Origin of the sequence: Gellertiella hungarica (assembly GCF_014197145.1) — a bacterium.
Classification (GTDB): Bacteria; Pseudomonadota; Alphaproteobacteria; order Rhizobiales; family Rhizobiaceae; genus Gellertiella; species Gellertiella hungarica.
Genome location: NZ_JACIEZ010000008.1, coordinates 42556 through 57553, shown reverse-complemented (window position 1 = coordinate 57553; position 14998 = coordinate 42556). Strand labels below are relative to the sequence as shown.

Genomic DNA, 14998 nt, shown 5'->3' with positions numbered 1-14998 from the left:
CACTGGCCAAAATCAGGCCAATGTGGTCATTTGTCAACTTATCACGAAAATAATTTGCAGGATTGGATATGGCAATCAAACGTTATGGAGCAGTGCAAACCGGTGCGGGCGGCAAGCCGCTGCCCTTTGCGAGGGCAGTGGAGGCCGACGGCTGGCTCTATGTCTCCGGTCAGGTGGCAATGGAAAACGGCGAGATCATCGAGGGCAATATAACGGCCCAGACCCACAAGACCATCGAGAACGTACTCGCCATCCTGAAGGAAGCGGGCTACGGGCCCGAGCATGTGGTACGCTGCGGCGTCTGGCTTGACGACCCGCGCGATTTCTGGACATTCAACGCCATCTATCAGCAGTATTTCGGCGAGCATCCGCCGGCGCGCGCCTGCGTGCAATCGGCAATGATGGTGGACTGCAAGGTGGAAATCGACTGCGTCGCCTACAAACCGAAGGATGCCTGAGCCATCAACACGGGAGCGACGGCATGGATCTCTTCTCTACCCTTCAGGAAGAAAAGGCGCGGCTCTCCCAGTCCGAGAGCCGCATCGCGGAGATCATTCTGAACGATTTCGAGTTTGCGGTGAACGCCTCCATCATCGAGCTGGCGGAGAAGGCGGATGTTTCGCCGCCAACCGTGACGCGATTTTGCCGCCGCTTGGGCTGCGAGAGCTTTTCCGACTTCAAGATCCAGCTTGCCCGCACGGCCTATATCGGCGTGCGCTATCTGAAGCCGGAGCCGCAGAGCACCGATCCGGGAGATGTCGCCAAGGATATCATCGCCAAGGCGCAGAATGCGCTCTACATGCTGCACCAGTCGCTCGATCTGGAAGCGGTGGAACGGGCGACGGCGCTGCTTGCCAGGGCGGAAATGATCTATGCCTTCGGTGCCGGCGGCAACTCCTCGATGATAGCAAGCGAGATCCAGAACCGGCTCTTCCGGCTGGGCCTCAGGGTGACGGCGAGCCATGACCACAGCATGCAGCTGATGATGGCGGCGGCTGCGAAAGCGGAAAAGGACGTGCTGATCGGCTCTTCCTTCTCCGGCCGCAACACCGAGCTTGTCCGCGCCTTCAACCTGGCGCGGGAGGGCAAGGTGCCGACGATTGCCCTGACCCAGAGCGACAGTCCCGTCGCCCGGGCAGCCGATGTGGTGATCACCATCGACATGCCGGAAGGGACCAACATCTATCGTCCGACGTCCACCCGCATCGCCTATCTGGCAGCCGTGGACATCCTGGCGAGCCTCGTCGCACACAAGATACAGCCGCAGGCAACCCAGACGCTGCGGCGCATCAAGCAGCAACTGGTCACCCACCGCGACGGCGATGACCGTCAGCTTCTCGGGGACTGAAACAGCAGAAGGAATTGCCATGGCAGGCAGCATTGCCATCGTTACCGGCGCAGCAGGCGATATCGGCCGCGCCATTTCGCTTCGCCTCGCGAGCGACCACGACCACGTGCTTCTGGTCGATCTGGATGGCGATGCCGCCGAGCGGGCGGCGCGGGCGATGGGGTCGGCAGACCGGTTCGAGGCCTTTGCCTGCGATATCACCGATACGGCGCAACTCGAAAGGCTCGCTGCCCGCGCCGCAGCGCTCGGCACTCTTTCCACACTCGTCAACAATGCCGGGGCGGCCCGCGCCGTCAGCCTGCACGAGACGACGCCCGACATCTGGCGCATGGACAACCAGCTCAACCTCGAGGCCGCCTATCTCACTTTCCGGGCGCTTGCCGAACAGTTGAAGGCTTCCCGGGGGAGCCTCATCAACATTGCCTCGGTGAACGGGCTGAACGTTTTCGGCCATCCGGCCTACAGCGCGGCCAAGGCCGGCCTCATCCACTTCACCCGCCTCGTGGCCGTGGAGTACGGGAAGTTCGGCATCCGCGCCAATGCAGTGGCGCCCGGGACCGTCCGCACACAGGCCTGGGAGGCGCGCGCTGCCGCCAATCCCAATGTCTTCGAGGAGGCGCGCCGCTGGTATCCGCTTCAGAAAGTGGTTGATCCGGAGGATGTTGCAGAGGCCGTGGCCTTCCTCGCAAGTCCGCTCGCCCGCGCCATTTCGGGCGTTTGTCTGCCCGTCGATTGCGGGCTAACGGCCGGGCAGGCGGAGCTCGCCCGGACCTTTTCCCAGTCCGAACACTACTGAGACCCGTGCAACTCCCTCCTGCGGGACCGGGTGCAAGCCCGTCCGGTCCCGCATCGTTTTCACTCCCGGCATTCAGGAAGACCATGTTCCGTCACCTGCCGCCTGTCTTTCTTGAGCCGACTGTCCGCGTGACGATGCTCGCCATCCTGGCCTTCGGCTTCTCGGGCGCTGCGACCTCGCCCTACCAGTCGGTGGTCGGCATCCGGGAGCTCGGGCTTGGAAATGGCACCTATTCGGCCCTTATCTTTGTGGCATCGATCGTGAACGTGACCGCCAGCATCGTCCTTGGCAATCTGGCAGACCGCATCGGTTCCTACCGGAGGATGATGCTCGGGATTTCCGCGGTCGGCATTCTGGCCTTCGGCCTCGTCTACGCCGTTCCGACACAGGCGGTCTTCGTGGCCAGCCTTCTCCTGCTGCTTCCGCTTTACGGCGCGCTGTACAGCCTGCTTTTTGCCAATGTGCGCAGCATCACCCGGGACATGAACCCCGAGGATATCGCCACCGTCAATTCCGGCGCACGGGCGATGATCTCCGTGGCGTGGATCGCCGTTCCGGGTATCACGGGTCTGCTTCTCGCCCGTTCGCCCAGCATGCTGCCCGCCTATCTCTATGCCGCACTGGCCTGTTCCGCGTGCTTTGCGCTCATTCATGTCCTCATGCCGCGCGAAGGGGGTGGGGCCGGCGCGGTCGCGGAACGGCTCTCGCACCTTGCGGCTCTCGGGGAGGTGCTTTCCCCACGGGTCTTCGTGCGGCTGACGGCCATCGCGCTGATCTGCGGGATGCTCCACATGAACGGCATGCTCCTTCCGCTCATCCTCACGGGAAGCGCGCAAGGGGAGGTGGCGGATATCGGTTTCATCGTCGGTATCGTCGCACTGCTCGAGGTCATCTTCATCTTTGCATGGGCGCGCCTGCAGCGTCGCATGGGGCCAGTGCGGGCGCTTGCTTTCGGTTCGGCGGTCTATGCGGCTTATCTCGCGGCGCTGGGATGGGTCAGCGCGCCCTGGCAGGTCTATGCCCTGACGATCGTCAGCGGTTTCGGAGCGGCGGCGATCATCACGATCCCGATCACCTACCTTCAGGATCTGATTGCGGAAAGACCGGGGCTGGGAAGCGCGCTGATATCGGTCAACACCTTTGTCAGCAGCGGCCTCAGCGCGCTCCTCTTTGCGGCGGGAACGGGACTGAGCTCCTATCCGGGAACGGCCATCCTGTCCTCTCTCGCGGGTGCCGGCGGCGTGGGGCTGCTGCTGTTTCTGGAACGGCGGGCGTGAGCGGCGTCGTTGGAAGCCGTCACTCGAAGGTCTTGAGGTACAGGGAGAGCAATTGTGTCTGCGAGGAGATGCCCAGCTTCCGGTAGACATTGCGCCGGTGAACCTTCACCGTGCCGGTCGAGATATTGAGCTTCAGTCCGATCGATTCCGACGAGTGACCCTGCAGGACAAGGTCGATGATGGCCGTTTCCCGGCTGGTCAGCTTGAGATCGCGCCAGACGGCTTCGGCCCTGTTCTCCGGCTGCCGCCCGCTGGGCTTGCCCTGACCGGCCTTGCGGCCATTGCGCCGGGATGCCTCGAAGCGCCGGGACAGGTCTTTCCAGTTTTCCCGGACGAGGGCCGCAACGAGTGGCTCGGCCTTCTTGAGCAAGGCAAACTCGGCCGCGGGGAAGGGACCTGTCTTTTCCTTCCGCATGAGGGACAGCACCACGGTCACGCCATCGCCCGCATCGATGAAGTAGCCTACCTCCTCGGCGAGCCGCGTCTGCATGTAATAACTGCGGTAATACTCGCTGGAGAAGAACCGGTCGGGTGCCAGCTCCCGCATCCGGAAAAGCCCGAAGCGGCCTGCTCTCGCCGTATGATAGAAGGGATCGAGAAGGAACGGCCCGGCCTGGTACATGGTCACGTAGATGACCTTCTCCTCCGCATCGAAGGTGCTGTAGAGGTCGATCGGGGTCTCGGAGCCCTGATAGGCAAAGACCACCACGAAATCGAACCGCACCAGCGACGCCATCAGCTGGCGGAACATGGTGCCGGTGTCGTCGTCGCGTGCCTCGCTGCGTCCGACCATGGGAACGATGGCACGGAACAGCGCTTCCAGATCGATGCTCATGCCGCCAGTCCATCCTCCGCCATGCGTCCCTGCGGGACGCGGGGTATACTTCCCGTCGAAGCCACGGGGGCCGGACGGCTCTCCGTGATGCTATATACCTTCCACAAGCCAAATCCGCATTGAATACCTCTTTCGGGGTATATACCACCCGAAGCGGCTGCCGATAGTCTTCCGATAGAAACGGTGGCAGGGCGGCGCAAAGACCGCCAAAACGATCAACCGTAGGGAACAGTTGTGGCATCCGCTCATCCGAACGACATCGAGTTCCGTTCGGTCACCAAGGCCTATGGCGCGGTGACTGCCGTCAGGAACATCAACCTCGCCGTGCCGAAAGGCTCATTTCTGGCGCTGCTCGGCCCGTCGGGCTGCGGCAAGACCACATGCCTGCGGATGATCGGCGGTTTCGAGCAGCCAAGCGAGGGCTCCGTCCTCATCGACGGCCGCGAGATGAACGGCGTGCCCGCCTATCGCCGCCCCGTCAACATGGTATTCCAGCACTATGCGCTGTTCCCCCACTTCAATGTCGAGCAGAACGTCGCCTATGGCCTGAAGCAGATGCGCCCGCGCATCGACGCGAGAGAAATCGACCGCCGGGTGCAGGAAGCGCTGTCGATGGTGCGCCTCGACGGTTTCGGCAAGCGGCGCACGCATGAGATGTCCGGCGGTCAGCAGCAGCGGGTTGCCCTTGCCCGCGCCATCGTGAACCGTCCGTCCGTGCTGCTCCTCGACGAGCCGCTCGCCGCGCTCGACAAGAAGCTGCGCTCCGCCATGCAGATCGAACTCCAGACCCTGCAGCGGGAGCTCGGGATAACCTTCGTTCTGGTGACCCACGATCAGGAAGAAGCGCTTTCGATGGCAGATCAGGTCTGCGTCATGAGCGCCGGCCGCATCCGGCAGCTGGGTTCGCCGCAGGAGGTCTACGACCGTCCCGCCGATCTGTTCGTTGCGGATTTCGTCGGCAAGATCAACCGGCTGAACGGCAGGCTGGAGCCCGGCGGCCAGATGCTCCGGCTCGCCGACGGCACGGCGCTTGCCACGTCGGGAGAACACAGCCTTCCCGCGGGACCTGTCATCGCGGCCCTGCGCCCGGAGGCCATACGGCTTTCGCGGCAGGAAACCGGGCCTAACGGCCTTCGCGGCACGGTCACGCACCGGATCTTTCTGGGCTCCGGCGTCGAATATGCGGTCACGGTGGCCGGGCTCGGCGATTTCCTCGTCACGGCGGATCGCGGTCAGGGCAGCGAAGCGGACCTCGCTGCCCCCGGCGACGCCGTGACCCTCTCCTTCGACCCGGCCGCCGTCCATCTCTTCAGTCCATCGGAAGCAGCATAAACAGCAAAAGACAAGGGAACAGCATCATGAGCAAGAAGCATCACGAGAATGCCCCCATCACCGCCAGACAGCTGACGGACGAATTCATGCGCCTGAAGAAGGGCTCCGTCAGCCGCCGCCATTTTCTTGGCGTCACCGGTCTCGGCCTTGCCGCGGCGGTCATGAGCCGTTTCCCGGGAGCGGGCGCCTTCAATTCGGCAGCCTATGCGGCAGAAGACCTCGGCACCCAGTTGTCGATTGCCACCTGGCCCAATTACCACGATCCGGCGACCTTCGAGAACTTCAAGGCGGCGACGGGCGTTGCCGTGGAGGTGAATGTTTTCGGCTCCAACGAGGAGATGCTCGCCAAGATCCAGGCAGGCGCGTCCGGCTGGTCGCTCTTCGTGCCGACCAACTACACGATTTCCACCTACCAGAAGCTCGGCCTCATCGAGGAGCTCGATCTCTCCAAGATCCCGAACTTCAGCCAGGAAAGCCAGAACGCCCGGTTCACCGATCAGGGCAAGATCGACGGCAAGACCTATGCGCTGCCGAAGAACTGGGGCACCACCGGCTTTGCGGTGAACACCTCCAAGGTAAAGTCGCCGATCAAGACCTGGAAGGATTTCTTCGATCTGGCGCAGACGGAAGCGGATGGCCGGGCCATGGTCCACGACTATCAGCTCACCACCATCGGCAGCGCGTTGGTCGCCCTCGGCTACGACTTCAACTCGATCAAGGCCGACGAGCTCGCCAAGGCCGAGGAACTGCTGATCAAGGTGAAGCCGCACCTCTTCGCAATCAACTCCGACTATCAGCCCTCCATGCGTTCCACCGACGCCTGGATGACCATGTGCTGGACGAATGACGGGGCGCAGCTCAACCGCGACATGCCGGAAATCGCCTATATCCTCGGCACCGATGGCGGCGAGATCTGGACCGACTACTACGCAATCCCGAAGGACGCGCCGAACAAGGCCGCGGGTTACGCCCTGCTCAACTACCTGATGGATCCGGCGAATGCCGTGAAGGAGCACATCGCCAATGGTGCTCCGACGACCGACAGCCGTGTGATCGCCCTTCTGCCGGCCGAAATCACCGGCAACAAGATCGTCTACCCGGACGAAGCCGCGCTCACGCCGCTGGAATTCGGTGCTGCCGTAACGCTGACCGATCCGGGCCGCGCCGAGCTGATGGCCCGGTTCAAGTCCGCCTGATCAGGAGAGATTTTGCGCCGATGCATTGGGGGCATGGCGCAAAATCACGGCCACCGGGCGGGTGCGGAAGCACCCGCGCCTGCCCGGTGCCTTCGCTTGTTGCCCCAATCGCAGGCCCAATGCAGGACCTTCCGCCATGGTGATCACGCAGGAATTCCGGAAAAAGCTGGTAACGCTCGCCCTGATCGGGCCGGCGGGCCTGTGGCTCTTCGTCTTCCTCGTTCTGCCGTTCATTGCCATTCTCGTCTTCGCATTCGGCAAGCGGGCGCCCGAGGGGGGGTACCAGGCGGCTTTCACCATCGAGCAGTTCGCCAATCTCGGTTCACGGGCGGCAGCCTTCGTCAACACGCTGATGCTGGCGCCTGCCGGGGCCATTGCCTGTCTCCTGATTGCCTATCCGGTCGCCTATTACCTCGCGGTCAAGGCGCATCCGCGCCATCGCCTGCTGCTGGTCTCCCTCGTCGTGGTGCCCTTCTGGACAAGCCTTCTGGTGCGCACCTATGCGTGGATGTATCTCCTCGGGGCAAGGGGCATTCCCCATCTCCTGGAATTGATCGGCATCGAGAATGTCCGGCTGATCAACACCCCGGGCGCGGTTCTGCTCGGCATCGTCTACGGCTATCTGCCGCTCATGATCATGCCGATCTATGTTAGCCTCGAAAAGCTCGATCGCCGACTGCTCGAGGCGTCCGCCGATCTCGGGGCGCGTCCCGTCTCCACATTCTTCGGCATCACGGTGCCGCTTTCCCTGCCGGGCGTGATGACGGGCATGGCGCTCGTCACCATCCTTCTGCTCGGCGAATATCTCATTCCGCAGCTGCTCGGCGGCGGCAAGGTGTTCTTCATCGGCAATGCCCTGGTCGATCTCTTCCTGCAGTCGCGAAACTGGCCCTTCGGTTCTGCCATCGCCGTGACCCTGGTTGCCGTCGTGGTCGTGGTGCTCATGGTGGCCATGCGGATTGCCTGGCGCTTTGCCGGCACAAGACAGGTGGATCTCGTCTGATGCGCGCGCTCGTCACCTTCGTTTACCTTTTCCTCTACACGCCGATCGTGCTGATCGTCCTGTTCTCCTTCAATGCCGGTCGCAATGCGAGCGAGTTCGTCGGCTTCTCGACAGAGTGGTACGGCAAGGCGCTTTCCAACGCCTTCCTCATGGAGGCGCTGCAGAACAGCCTGATCGTCGGCTTTACCAGCGCCGGCCTCGCCACGCTTTTCGGCACCATGGCCGCGCTGGGGCTCGAGCGGGTATCGGCGAAGACGCGCGCGGTGTTCGACGCTCTGTTTGCGGCTGCCATCGTCGTGCCGGGCGTCGTCATCGGCATTGCAACGCTGGTGGCGCTGGTCGAGGTGTTCGGCCTTGCCAACAGCCTGATCGCCTCGGTCTGGCCGGGCGAGGCGCCGCCGCGCATGCAGCTCGGCTTCGGCTCGATCATCGCAGCACACGGGCTCTTCACCATGGCGCTCGTCACCATGATCGTGAAGGCACGGATTGCAAGCCTCGGGCGGGATATCGTCGAGGCATCGAGCGATCTTTACGCCACGCCGATGACCACTTTCTGGCAGATCGTCTTCCCGCAGATCCTGCCGTCGGTGCTGGCCGGCTTCCTGCTTGCCTTCACCTTCTCCTTCGACGATTTCATCATCGCCTTCTTCGTCGCCGGCTCGAAGACCACGCTGCCGATCTATGTCTTCGCCTCGATCCGGCGCGGTGTCACGCCCGAAATCAACGCGATCGCTGCCATGGTTCTCGTGGCCTCCCTCATCCTCATCCTGTCGGCGCGCTTCCTGATGCGCGACCGGACGGCGAACAGCTAACGGAACTGATGCGAGCATGACTGGAATTCTCAACGGACGCATAGCCATCGTCACGGGCGCCGGCTCCGGGATCGGCCAGGCCGGTGCCGAAATCATGGCGCGGGAGGGCGCGCATGTCGTCATCGTCGATCGCGATGCCGCGCGCGCCGAAGAAACGCGCCTCAGGATCGAGGCGTCCGGCGGGCGTTCGGAAGCGGCAGTTCTCGACGTCACCGACGACGAGGCCCTTCGCCGGCTGATCGATGGCGTCGCAGACCGGCATGGGCGGATCGACATCCTGCACAACCACGCCGGTGCGCAGGTGGCAGGCGATCTCGAAAGCGTGGATATTGCGGGTTTCGACAAGTCATGGGCGCTCAACGTCCGCGCCCACTTCATGGCAGCCCGCCTGGTTGCCCCGGTCATGAAGGCACAGAAGAAGGGTGTGATCCTGAACACGTCCTCTTCATCGGGCGTTCTCTACGACCGGGAGATGATCGCCTACACCACATCCAAGCATGCCGTCATCGCCATGACCCGGCAGATGGCCGGGGATTATGCGAGGTTCGGCATTCGCGCCAATGCGCTCTGCCCCGGCTGGGTGGACACGCCCTTCAACGAGCCCTTCATCGCCCAGATGGGCGGGCGTGATGCGATAGAGAGCTACATCGCAGACAAGGTACCCATGGGGCGGTGGGCCGATGTATCGGAGATCGCCGAGCCCATCCTATTCCTCGTGTCCGACCGGTCGTCCTACATGACCGGCCAGATCCTCGTGGTGGACGGCGGCGAGACCGTGGTCTGAGCGCGAGGCTTCAGACGATGCCGCCGCCGGTACCGGTTACGGCCGGGCGTTCCCGGGCGACGCGGGCGCGATAACCCGAGGCACGGTAGGCGGAAACGGGATTGATGGCCCCGCCCTTTTCCAGGCGCGCCATGGCGAGAATCGGCTCCACATCGGTCCGGAAGGCGGTCTTCAGGGTCGAGGTCGCCATCAGCGCATCGTTTTCTTCCTGATAGGCAGAGAGTGCGCGGCGATCCACCAGCAGCGCCTGGGCATAGGCACGCACCACCTCCATCGCCGATACCATCAGGCTCTCTATGGGGTCGGTGACGTTATGGCTCTGGTCCAGCATGTGGGCGGGATGGAAGCCTTCGATGCCCGCTGTTTCCGAATCCACCAGCTCGTTGAAGACGAGAAACAGCCGGTAGGGATCGATCGAGCCCGTATCCAGATCGTCGTCCCCATATTTCGAATCGTTGAAGTGGAAGCCGCCGAGCTTGCCGAACTGGATGAGCCGGGCGACGATCATTTCGATATTGGTATTCGGTGCGTGATGGCCGAGATCGACGAGGCACTGCGCCTTGGGGCCGAGCTCCGTTGCAATGATGTAGTTCGTTCCCCAGTCCTGCACCACGGTGGAATAGAAGGCCGGCTCGTACATCTTGTGTTCGGTGAAGATCCGCCAGTCGTCCGGGAGTGCCTTGTAGATTTCGCGCATCGAGGAAAGGTAACGCTCGAAGGCGCGGGTGAAATGGCTCTGCCCCGGAAAGTTCGAACCGTCTCCCAGCCAGACGGTAAGCGCCTTCGAGCCCAGCTTCCGGCCGATCTCGATGCATTCGATGTTGTGTGCGATGGCCTGTTCCCGTGCGGCGGAGGAAGTGTTGGTCAGCGATCCGAACTTGTAGGAATGCGCCTGATCGGGCTGGTCCTGGAACGTGTTGGAATTCATGGCGTCGAAGCCGAGTCCGAGCCTGTCTCCCGCCTCCCTGAGCGCGGAGATATCGTCCACCCGGTCCCAGGGAATGTGAAGGGAGACGGTGGGGGTTACCCGCGTCAGCTGCTGGATGACCCCGCAGTCCTCCATCTTGTCGAAGATGTGCCGGGGCTCACCCTTGCCCGGGAACCGGGCAAAGCGGGTCCCTCCCGTCCCGACGCCCCATGAGGGGACGGCCACGCCGAAGGCTTTAACCTTCCGCTTGACGGCATCGATGTCGATGCCGCGCCGGGCGAGCGCGGTGCCGAGGTAATCGTAATCGGCCTTGAGACCATCCATGGCCGTCCGGTTTGCATTGTCGACCAGATCGCTGTCGATCATCGCAGATGTCATGCTCAATCCTCCCGGGCTGCCGGCTCCTCCGCCGCCCCCGTCCGTCTTCCAGGTTTGCTCAGCGGGTGAAGGACTGGGCGTTGCCCGCATCCACGTTGATGATGTTGCCGGTCGACTTGGCGCTCATGTCGGAGGCCAGGAAGAAGGCGGCTTCCGCGATATCTTCCGGATAGACGCTGCGCTTCAGCATCGAGCGCTTGCGGTAATGCTCTTCCAGCTCGTCCGGCGACATGTTGTAGGCGGCCGCGCGCTGCTCGCGCCATTCGCCGGTCCAGATCTTCGAGCCGCGAAGCACCGCGTCCGGATTGACCACGTTGACCCGGATTCCGAACTCCGCGCCCTCGAGCGCCAGGCATCGGGCGAGATGGATCTCGGCAGCCTTCGCCGTGCAGTAGGCCGCGGCATTCGGAGATGCGGCCAGGCCGTTCTTGGAGGCGACAAACACCATCTCGCCCCCGATCTTCTGCCGCTTCATCAGGCGGAAGGCCGCACGGGACACGAGGAAGTAGCCCTTTGCCAGAATGTCCATGTTGCGGTTCCACATGGAAAGCTCGGTCTCGTCATAGGGCGCGGAAGAGGAAATGCCGGCATTCGACAGAAGGATGTCCACTCCGCCGAACTCCACCGCGGACTGGCGGAAGGAGGCATCCACGGCCGCCTCGTCGGTCACGTCGAGCCTTATGGAGCGGACCTGATCGCTGCCGTGAAGGGAGGCCAGCTCTCGATGTGCGGTGTCCAGCGCCTCGGCATCGATATCGGCGATCACCACGCAGGCGCCATCCTGCAGGAAGCGGTTTGCCGTCGCCTTGCCGATGCCGCCGGCCCCGCCGGTGATGAAGGCCACCTTTCCCGCAAGCGCCTTGGGTTTCGGCATGCGCTGGAGCTTTGCTTCCTCCAGCAGCCAGTATTCGATGTCGAAGGCCTCCTGTTCCGGCAGGCCGCAATAGCGGGAGACGGAAGAGGCGCCGCGCATCACGTTGATCGCGTTGACATAGAATTCACCGGAAATCCGTGCCGTGGCCTTGTCGCGCGCAAAGGTGATCATGCCGACGCCGGGGATCAGATAGACGACGGCGTTCGGATCGCGCATCGGCGGGCTGTCGTGGCGCTTGCAGCGCTCGTAATAGGCGGCATAGTCCTCCCGATAGGCGGCGACCGCCGCGGGAAGGCCCGCCACCAGGCCCTCGATGTCGGGACGTGCCGGGTCGAAGTCGAGCACGAGCGGCCGGATCTTGGTGCGCAGGAAGTGGTCCGGGCAGGATGTGCCGAGGGCTGCAAGGTCCGGAAGACGATGGGAGCAGACGAATTCGAGCACGGCAGGGCTGTCGTCGAAGTGGCCGAGCTTGCGCTCCGCGCCGCTGATCATGCCGCGGATCACCGGCATCAGGCGCTCGGCTACGGCGCGACGGTCGGCGGCGGCCAGCGCCTTCACCTTCTCGCCACCGAAGGCGGGGCTGCCACTCTGGCCGTCGAACCAGGCCATGGCCTTGGAGATGATCTCGATCGTGACCCGATAGCATTCCTCCGCCGTGTCGGCCCAGGTGAACAGCCCGTGGCTTTCCAGGATGACGCCCCGGGCGGTGGGGTTCTCCAGGCAGAATTTCTCGAGCCAGAGGCCAAGCTCGAAGCCGGGGCGCTTCCACGGAAGCCAGCCGATGTCGGTCCCGAAGATGGCCTGCGTCAGCGCCTTCGAATTTTCCGATGCGGCAATGGCGATGATGGCGTCGGGGTGCATGTGGTCCACATGCTTTTTCGGCACGAAGGCGTGGAGCGGCGTGTCGATCGAGGCGGCGCGCGGATTGAGGTTGAAGGTGCAGTGGGGCAGGTACCCCACCATCTCGTCCTCGTGCGCGAGCCCCCGATAGAGCCGCTTCAGGGCCTGCAGCTTGTTCATGTAAAGCGTCGCAAAACCGTCAAGCCTGATGGTGCCGACATCGCCGCCGGAGCCCTTGACCCAGAGCACCTCGACCGTCTCGCCCGTCAGCGGATCCTTTTCCATCACCTTCGCCGAGGTGTTGCCGCCACCGTAATTGGTGATGCGCTTGTCGGAACCGAGCAGGTTTGATCGATAGACGAGACGCTCGGGCTCGCTCATGGCCTGGGCGCGGTTCGCATTCCAGAGATCGGCAAGCGGCTTGTTTCGCTCGTTGGGCGAAGAATTCTGTGAGGGCATGGTCCGTTTCCTCCCGGCCGCGGATTTCTGACGGCAGAAACCGCGCTATTGTCTCGGAGGTTGAATCCCACGAGCCGCCGGCGATGTCAATCAAAAATGATCATTTCCAATCATATTGCGCTGCACAATGAAATAAAATGATCAGAACTGATTGACATTGAACGGAAGTGATGGAAGCATGACGATATTGGAGGAGCCATGCACGAGAAAGAACGCCACAGGATCATCTTGTCCGCGGTGCAGGAAAAGCCCGTCGTGACAGTCGCGGAGCTGGTCGAACTGACCGACAGCTCCGAGGCGACGATCCGCCGTGACATCGCGGCTCTGCACGTCCAGAAGAAGCTCCGACGGGTGCGCGGTGGCGCCGAGGCGCTGCATCCGCCGCAATTCGTGGGGCTCGCGGGCCGGCCCTTCTCGGTCAACGAGACGATCAACATCCGGCAGAAGCAGGCCATTGCCAAGGAGGCTGTGACCCTGTGCGAGGATGGGGATCCCATCATCATCAACGGCGGCACGACCACGTTCCAGATGGTGCATTTCCTCGCCAACCGCCGTCTGCAGGTATTCACCAACTCCTTTCCGATCGCCGAGCACCTGCTGAAGAACTCGAAGAACACCATCATGCTCTCCGGCGGCACGATCTACCGGGAGCAGAACATCATCCTGTCGCCCTTCGAGAACGACGTGACGCGCAATTTCTATGCGAAGCGCATGTTCATGGGAGCGCAGGGTCTCGGGCCGCTCGGGCTCATGGAGGCCGACCCGCTTCTCATCCAGGCAGAGCAGAAGCTGATCGACCAGGCAGACGAACTCGTCGTGCTGGCGGATTCGTCCAAGTTCTCGAAGCGCTCCAGCCTCATCCTGTGCGGCCTGAAGCGGGTCGCCACCGTCATTACCGATTCAGCCATCGAGGACCGGCACGCCGCGATGCTTGAAGCAGCAGGCGTCAACCTGATTGTCGCCAAAGTGCCAGAGGTGAAATCGAATCCATCCGCCGCGCTGGCGTGAGAACGACCGCGCGGCATTAGCAGACCATCTACGGGAGGAAAAAATGGGATTGCTGAAGAAAGTGCTTGTAACGGCCGCCATTTCGACGGCCCTCATTGCGAATGTCGCGCATGCGGAAAACAAGAAGATCGCGCTTGTCGTGAAAGCGCTCGGCATTGGCTTCTTCGATGCCGCCAATAAGGGCGCTCAGGAAGCCGCCAAGGAACTGGGTGATGTCGACATCATCTATACCGGGCCCACCGACACGACGGCCGAAGGCCAGATCGAGGTGATCAACTCGCTGGTTGCGCAGAAGGTGGATGCGATTGCCATTTCCGCCAATGACAAGGACGCGCTCGTTCCCGCCCTGAAGAAGGCGATGGAGCGCGGGATCAAGGTCATCTCCTGGGATTCGGGCGTGGCGCCGGAAGGCCGGATGATGCATCTCAATCCCTCGTCCAATCCGCTCATCGGCAACATGTGCGTGAAGATGGCCGCCGACAACCTGCCGGAAGGCGGCGATGTCGCAATCCTCTCCGCCGCAGCAACCGCCACGAACCAGAACACCTGGATCGAGGAAATGAAGAAGGTTCTGCCGAACTACAAGGGCATCAACATCGTTGCCACCGTCTATGGCGACGACAAGACGGACAAGTCCTACACCGAGGCACAGGGCCTCATGAAGGCCTATCCGAACCTCAAGGCCATCATCGCGCCGACCTCGGTGGGCATCGTTGCCGCCGCGCAGGCCGTGACCGATGCCGGCATGGTCGGCAAGATCAACGTCACCGGCCTCGGCCTTCCCTCGGAAATGGCCGGCCACGTGAAGTCGGGTGCGTCCAAGTCCTTCGCGATCTGGAACCCGATCGACCTCGGCTATGCCGCGACGATGATCTCCTACAACCTCGTCACCGGCAAGGAAGAGGCAAAGCCCGGCGCGGAGCTCTCCATGGGCCGCATGGGCAAAGTGAAGCTGGACGACAACAGCGAAGGCGCCATGGCAGATCCCTTCGTCTACGACGCCAAGAACGTCGAGGAATTCGCCAAGATCTTCTGATGACGGCCGGAGGGCCGGGCATGGCCTGGCCCTCCGCTTTTCCCCGCCCCGGCCGTATCGCCAGGGGCTTGCCATTCCATCATGCCAGCAGG

Annotated in this window: 14 protein-coding genes; 11 read left to right on the top strand and 3 right to left on the bottom strand. The window is 62.9% G+C overall.

Going from position 1 to position 14998, the window contains the following annotated elements; translation table 11 throughout:
* The first annotated feature begins 68 nt into the window (after window positions 1–68).
* The 4 genes from GGR23_RS16955 to GGR23_RS16940 all read left to right on the top strand — a co-directional run bounded on the left by GGR23_RS16955 (window position 69) and on the right by GGR23_RS16940 (window position 3421).
* Entirely contained in the window at window positions 69–458 is a 390-nt protein-coding gene (locus tag GGR23_RS16955) for a RidA family protein (protein WP_183367518.1), read from the top strand.
* 23 nt (window positions 459–481) lie between these two features.
* Window positions 482–1348, top strand: a complete 867-nt coding sequence (locus tag GGR23_RS16950; RefSeq protein ID WP_183367517.1) for a MurR/RpiR family transcriptional regulator — start codon at window positions 482–484, stop codon at window positions 1346–1348.
* A gap of 19 nt (window positions 1349–1367) precedes the next feature.
* Window positions 1368–2144, top strand: a complete 777-nt coding sequence (locus tag GGR23_RS16945; protein WP_183367516.1) for an SDR family oxidoreductase — start codon at window positions 1368–1370, stop codon at window positions 2142–2144.
* Between the two features lie 83 nt (window positions 2145–2227).
* Window positions 2228–3421: an MFS transporter gene (locus tag GGR23_RS16940; RefSeq protein WP_183367515.1), complete on the top strand. Its 1194-nt coding sequence runs from the start codon at window positions 2228–2230 to the stop codon at window positions 3419–3421.
* Window positions 3422–3440: 19 nt separating this feature from the next.
* Here the strand turns inward: GGR23_RS16940 and GGR23_RS16935 are convergent, their stop codons facing one another.
* Window positions 3441–4256 carry a helix-turn-helix domain-containing protein gene (locus tag GGR23_RS16935; protein WP_183367514.1) on the bottom strand — a complete coding sequence of 272 codons (816 nt, stop codon included), beginning with the start codon at window positions 4254–4256 and terminating at the stop codon, window positions 3441–3443.
* A gap of 234 nt (window positions 4257–4490) precedes the next feature.
* Here GGR23_RS16935 and GGR23_RS16930 point away from each other — a divergent pair, with 234 nt between their 5' ends.
* The 5 genes from GGR23_RS16930 to GGR23_RS16910 all read left to right on the top strand — a co-directional run bounded on the left by GGR23_RS16930 (window position 4491) and on the right by GGR23_RS16910 (window position 9383).
* Complete coding sequence (locus tag GGR23_RS16930) at window positions 4491–5588, top strand: polyamine ABC transporter ATP-binding protein (RefSeq protein ID WP_183367513.1); 1098 nt, start codon at window positions 4491–4493, stop codon at window positions 5586–5588.
* A gap of 26 nt (window positions 5589–5614) precedes the next feature.
* Entirely contained in the window at window positions 5615–6784 is a 1170-nt protein-coding gene (locus tag GGR23_RS16925) for an ABC transporter substrate-binding protein (RefSeq protein WP_183367512.1), read from the top strand.
* Window positions 6785–6920: 136 nt separating this feature from the next.
* Window positions 6921–7787 (top strand): ABC transporter permease, encoded by an 867-nt coding sequence (locus GGR23_RS16920; protein WP_183367511.1) that lies wholly within the window; start codon window positions 6921–6923, stop codon window positions 7785–7787.
* Window positions 7787–8599 (top strand): ABC transporter permease, encoded by an 813-nt coding sequence (locus tag GGR23_RS16915; protein ID WP_183367510.1) that lies wholly within the window; start codon window positions 7787–7789, stop codon window positions 8597–8599. Before GGR23_RS16920 ends, GGR23_RS16915 begins: the two co-directional genes overlap by 1 nt.
* A gap of 16 nt (window positions 8600–8615) precedes the next feature.
* Window positions 8616–9383 carry an SDR family NAD(P)-dependent oxidoreductase gene (locus tag GGR23_RS16910; RefSeq protein ID WP_183367509.1) on the top strand — a complete coding sequence of 256 codons (768 nt, stop codon included), beginning with the start codon at window positions 8616–8618 and terminating at the stop codon, window positions 9381–9383.
* 10 nt (window positions 9384–9393) lie between these two features.
* On the opposite strand, the gene rhaI is transcribed toward GGR23_RS16910, so the two are convergent.
* Together rhaI and GGR23_RS16900 are read right to left on the bottom strand one after the other, a co-directional pair.
* Window positions 9394–10677: an L-rhamnose catabolism isomerase gene (rhaI, locus tag GGR23_RS16905; protein ID WP_246365746.1), complete on the bottom strand. Its 1284-nt coding sequence runs from the start codon at window positions 10675–10677 to the stop codon at window positions 9394–9396.
* Between the two features lie 70 nt (window positions 10678–10747).
* Entirely contained in the window at window positions 10748–12862 is a 2115-nt protein-coding gene (locus GGR23_RS16900) for a bifunctional rhamnulose-1-phosphate aldolase/short-chain dehydrogenase (protein ID WP_183367507.1), read from the bottom strand.
* 198 nt (window positions 12863–13060) lie between these two features.
* On the opposite strand from GGR23_RS16900, the gene GGR23_RS16895 reads away from it, so the two are divergent.
* Window positions 13061–13870: a DeoR/GlpR family DNA-binding transcription regulator gene (locus tag GGR23_RS16895; protein ID WP_183367506.1), complete on the top strand. Its 810-nt coding sequence runs from the start codon at window positions 13061–13063 to the stop codon at window positions 13868–13870.
* A 43-nt stretch (window positions 13871–13913) separates the two neighbouring features.
* Window positions 13914–14906, top strand: a complete 993-nt coding sequence (rhaS, locus tag GGR23_RS16890; protein WP_183367505.1) for a rhamnose ABC transporter substrate-binding protein — start codon at window positions 13914–13916, stop codon at window positions 14904–14906.
* The last annotated feature ends 92 nt before the right edge of the window (window positions 14907–14998 follow it).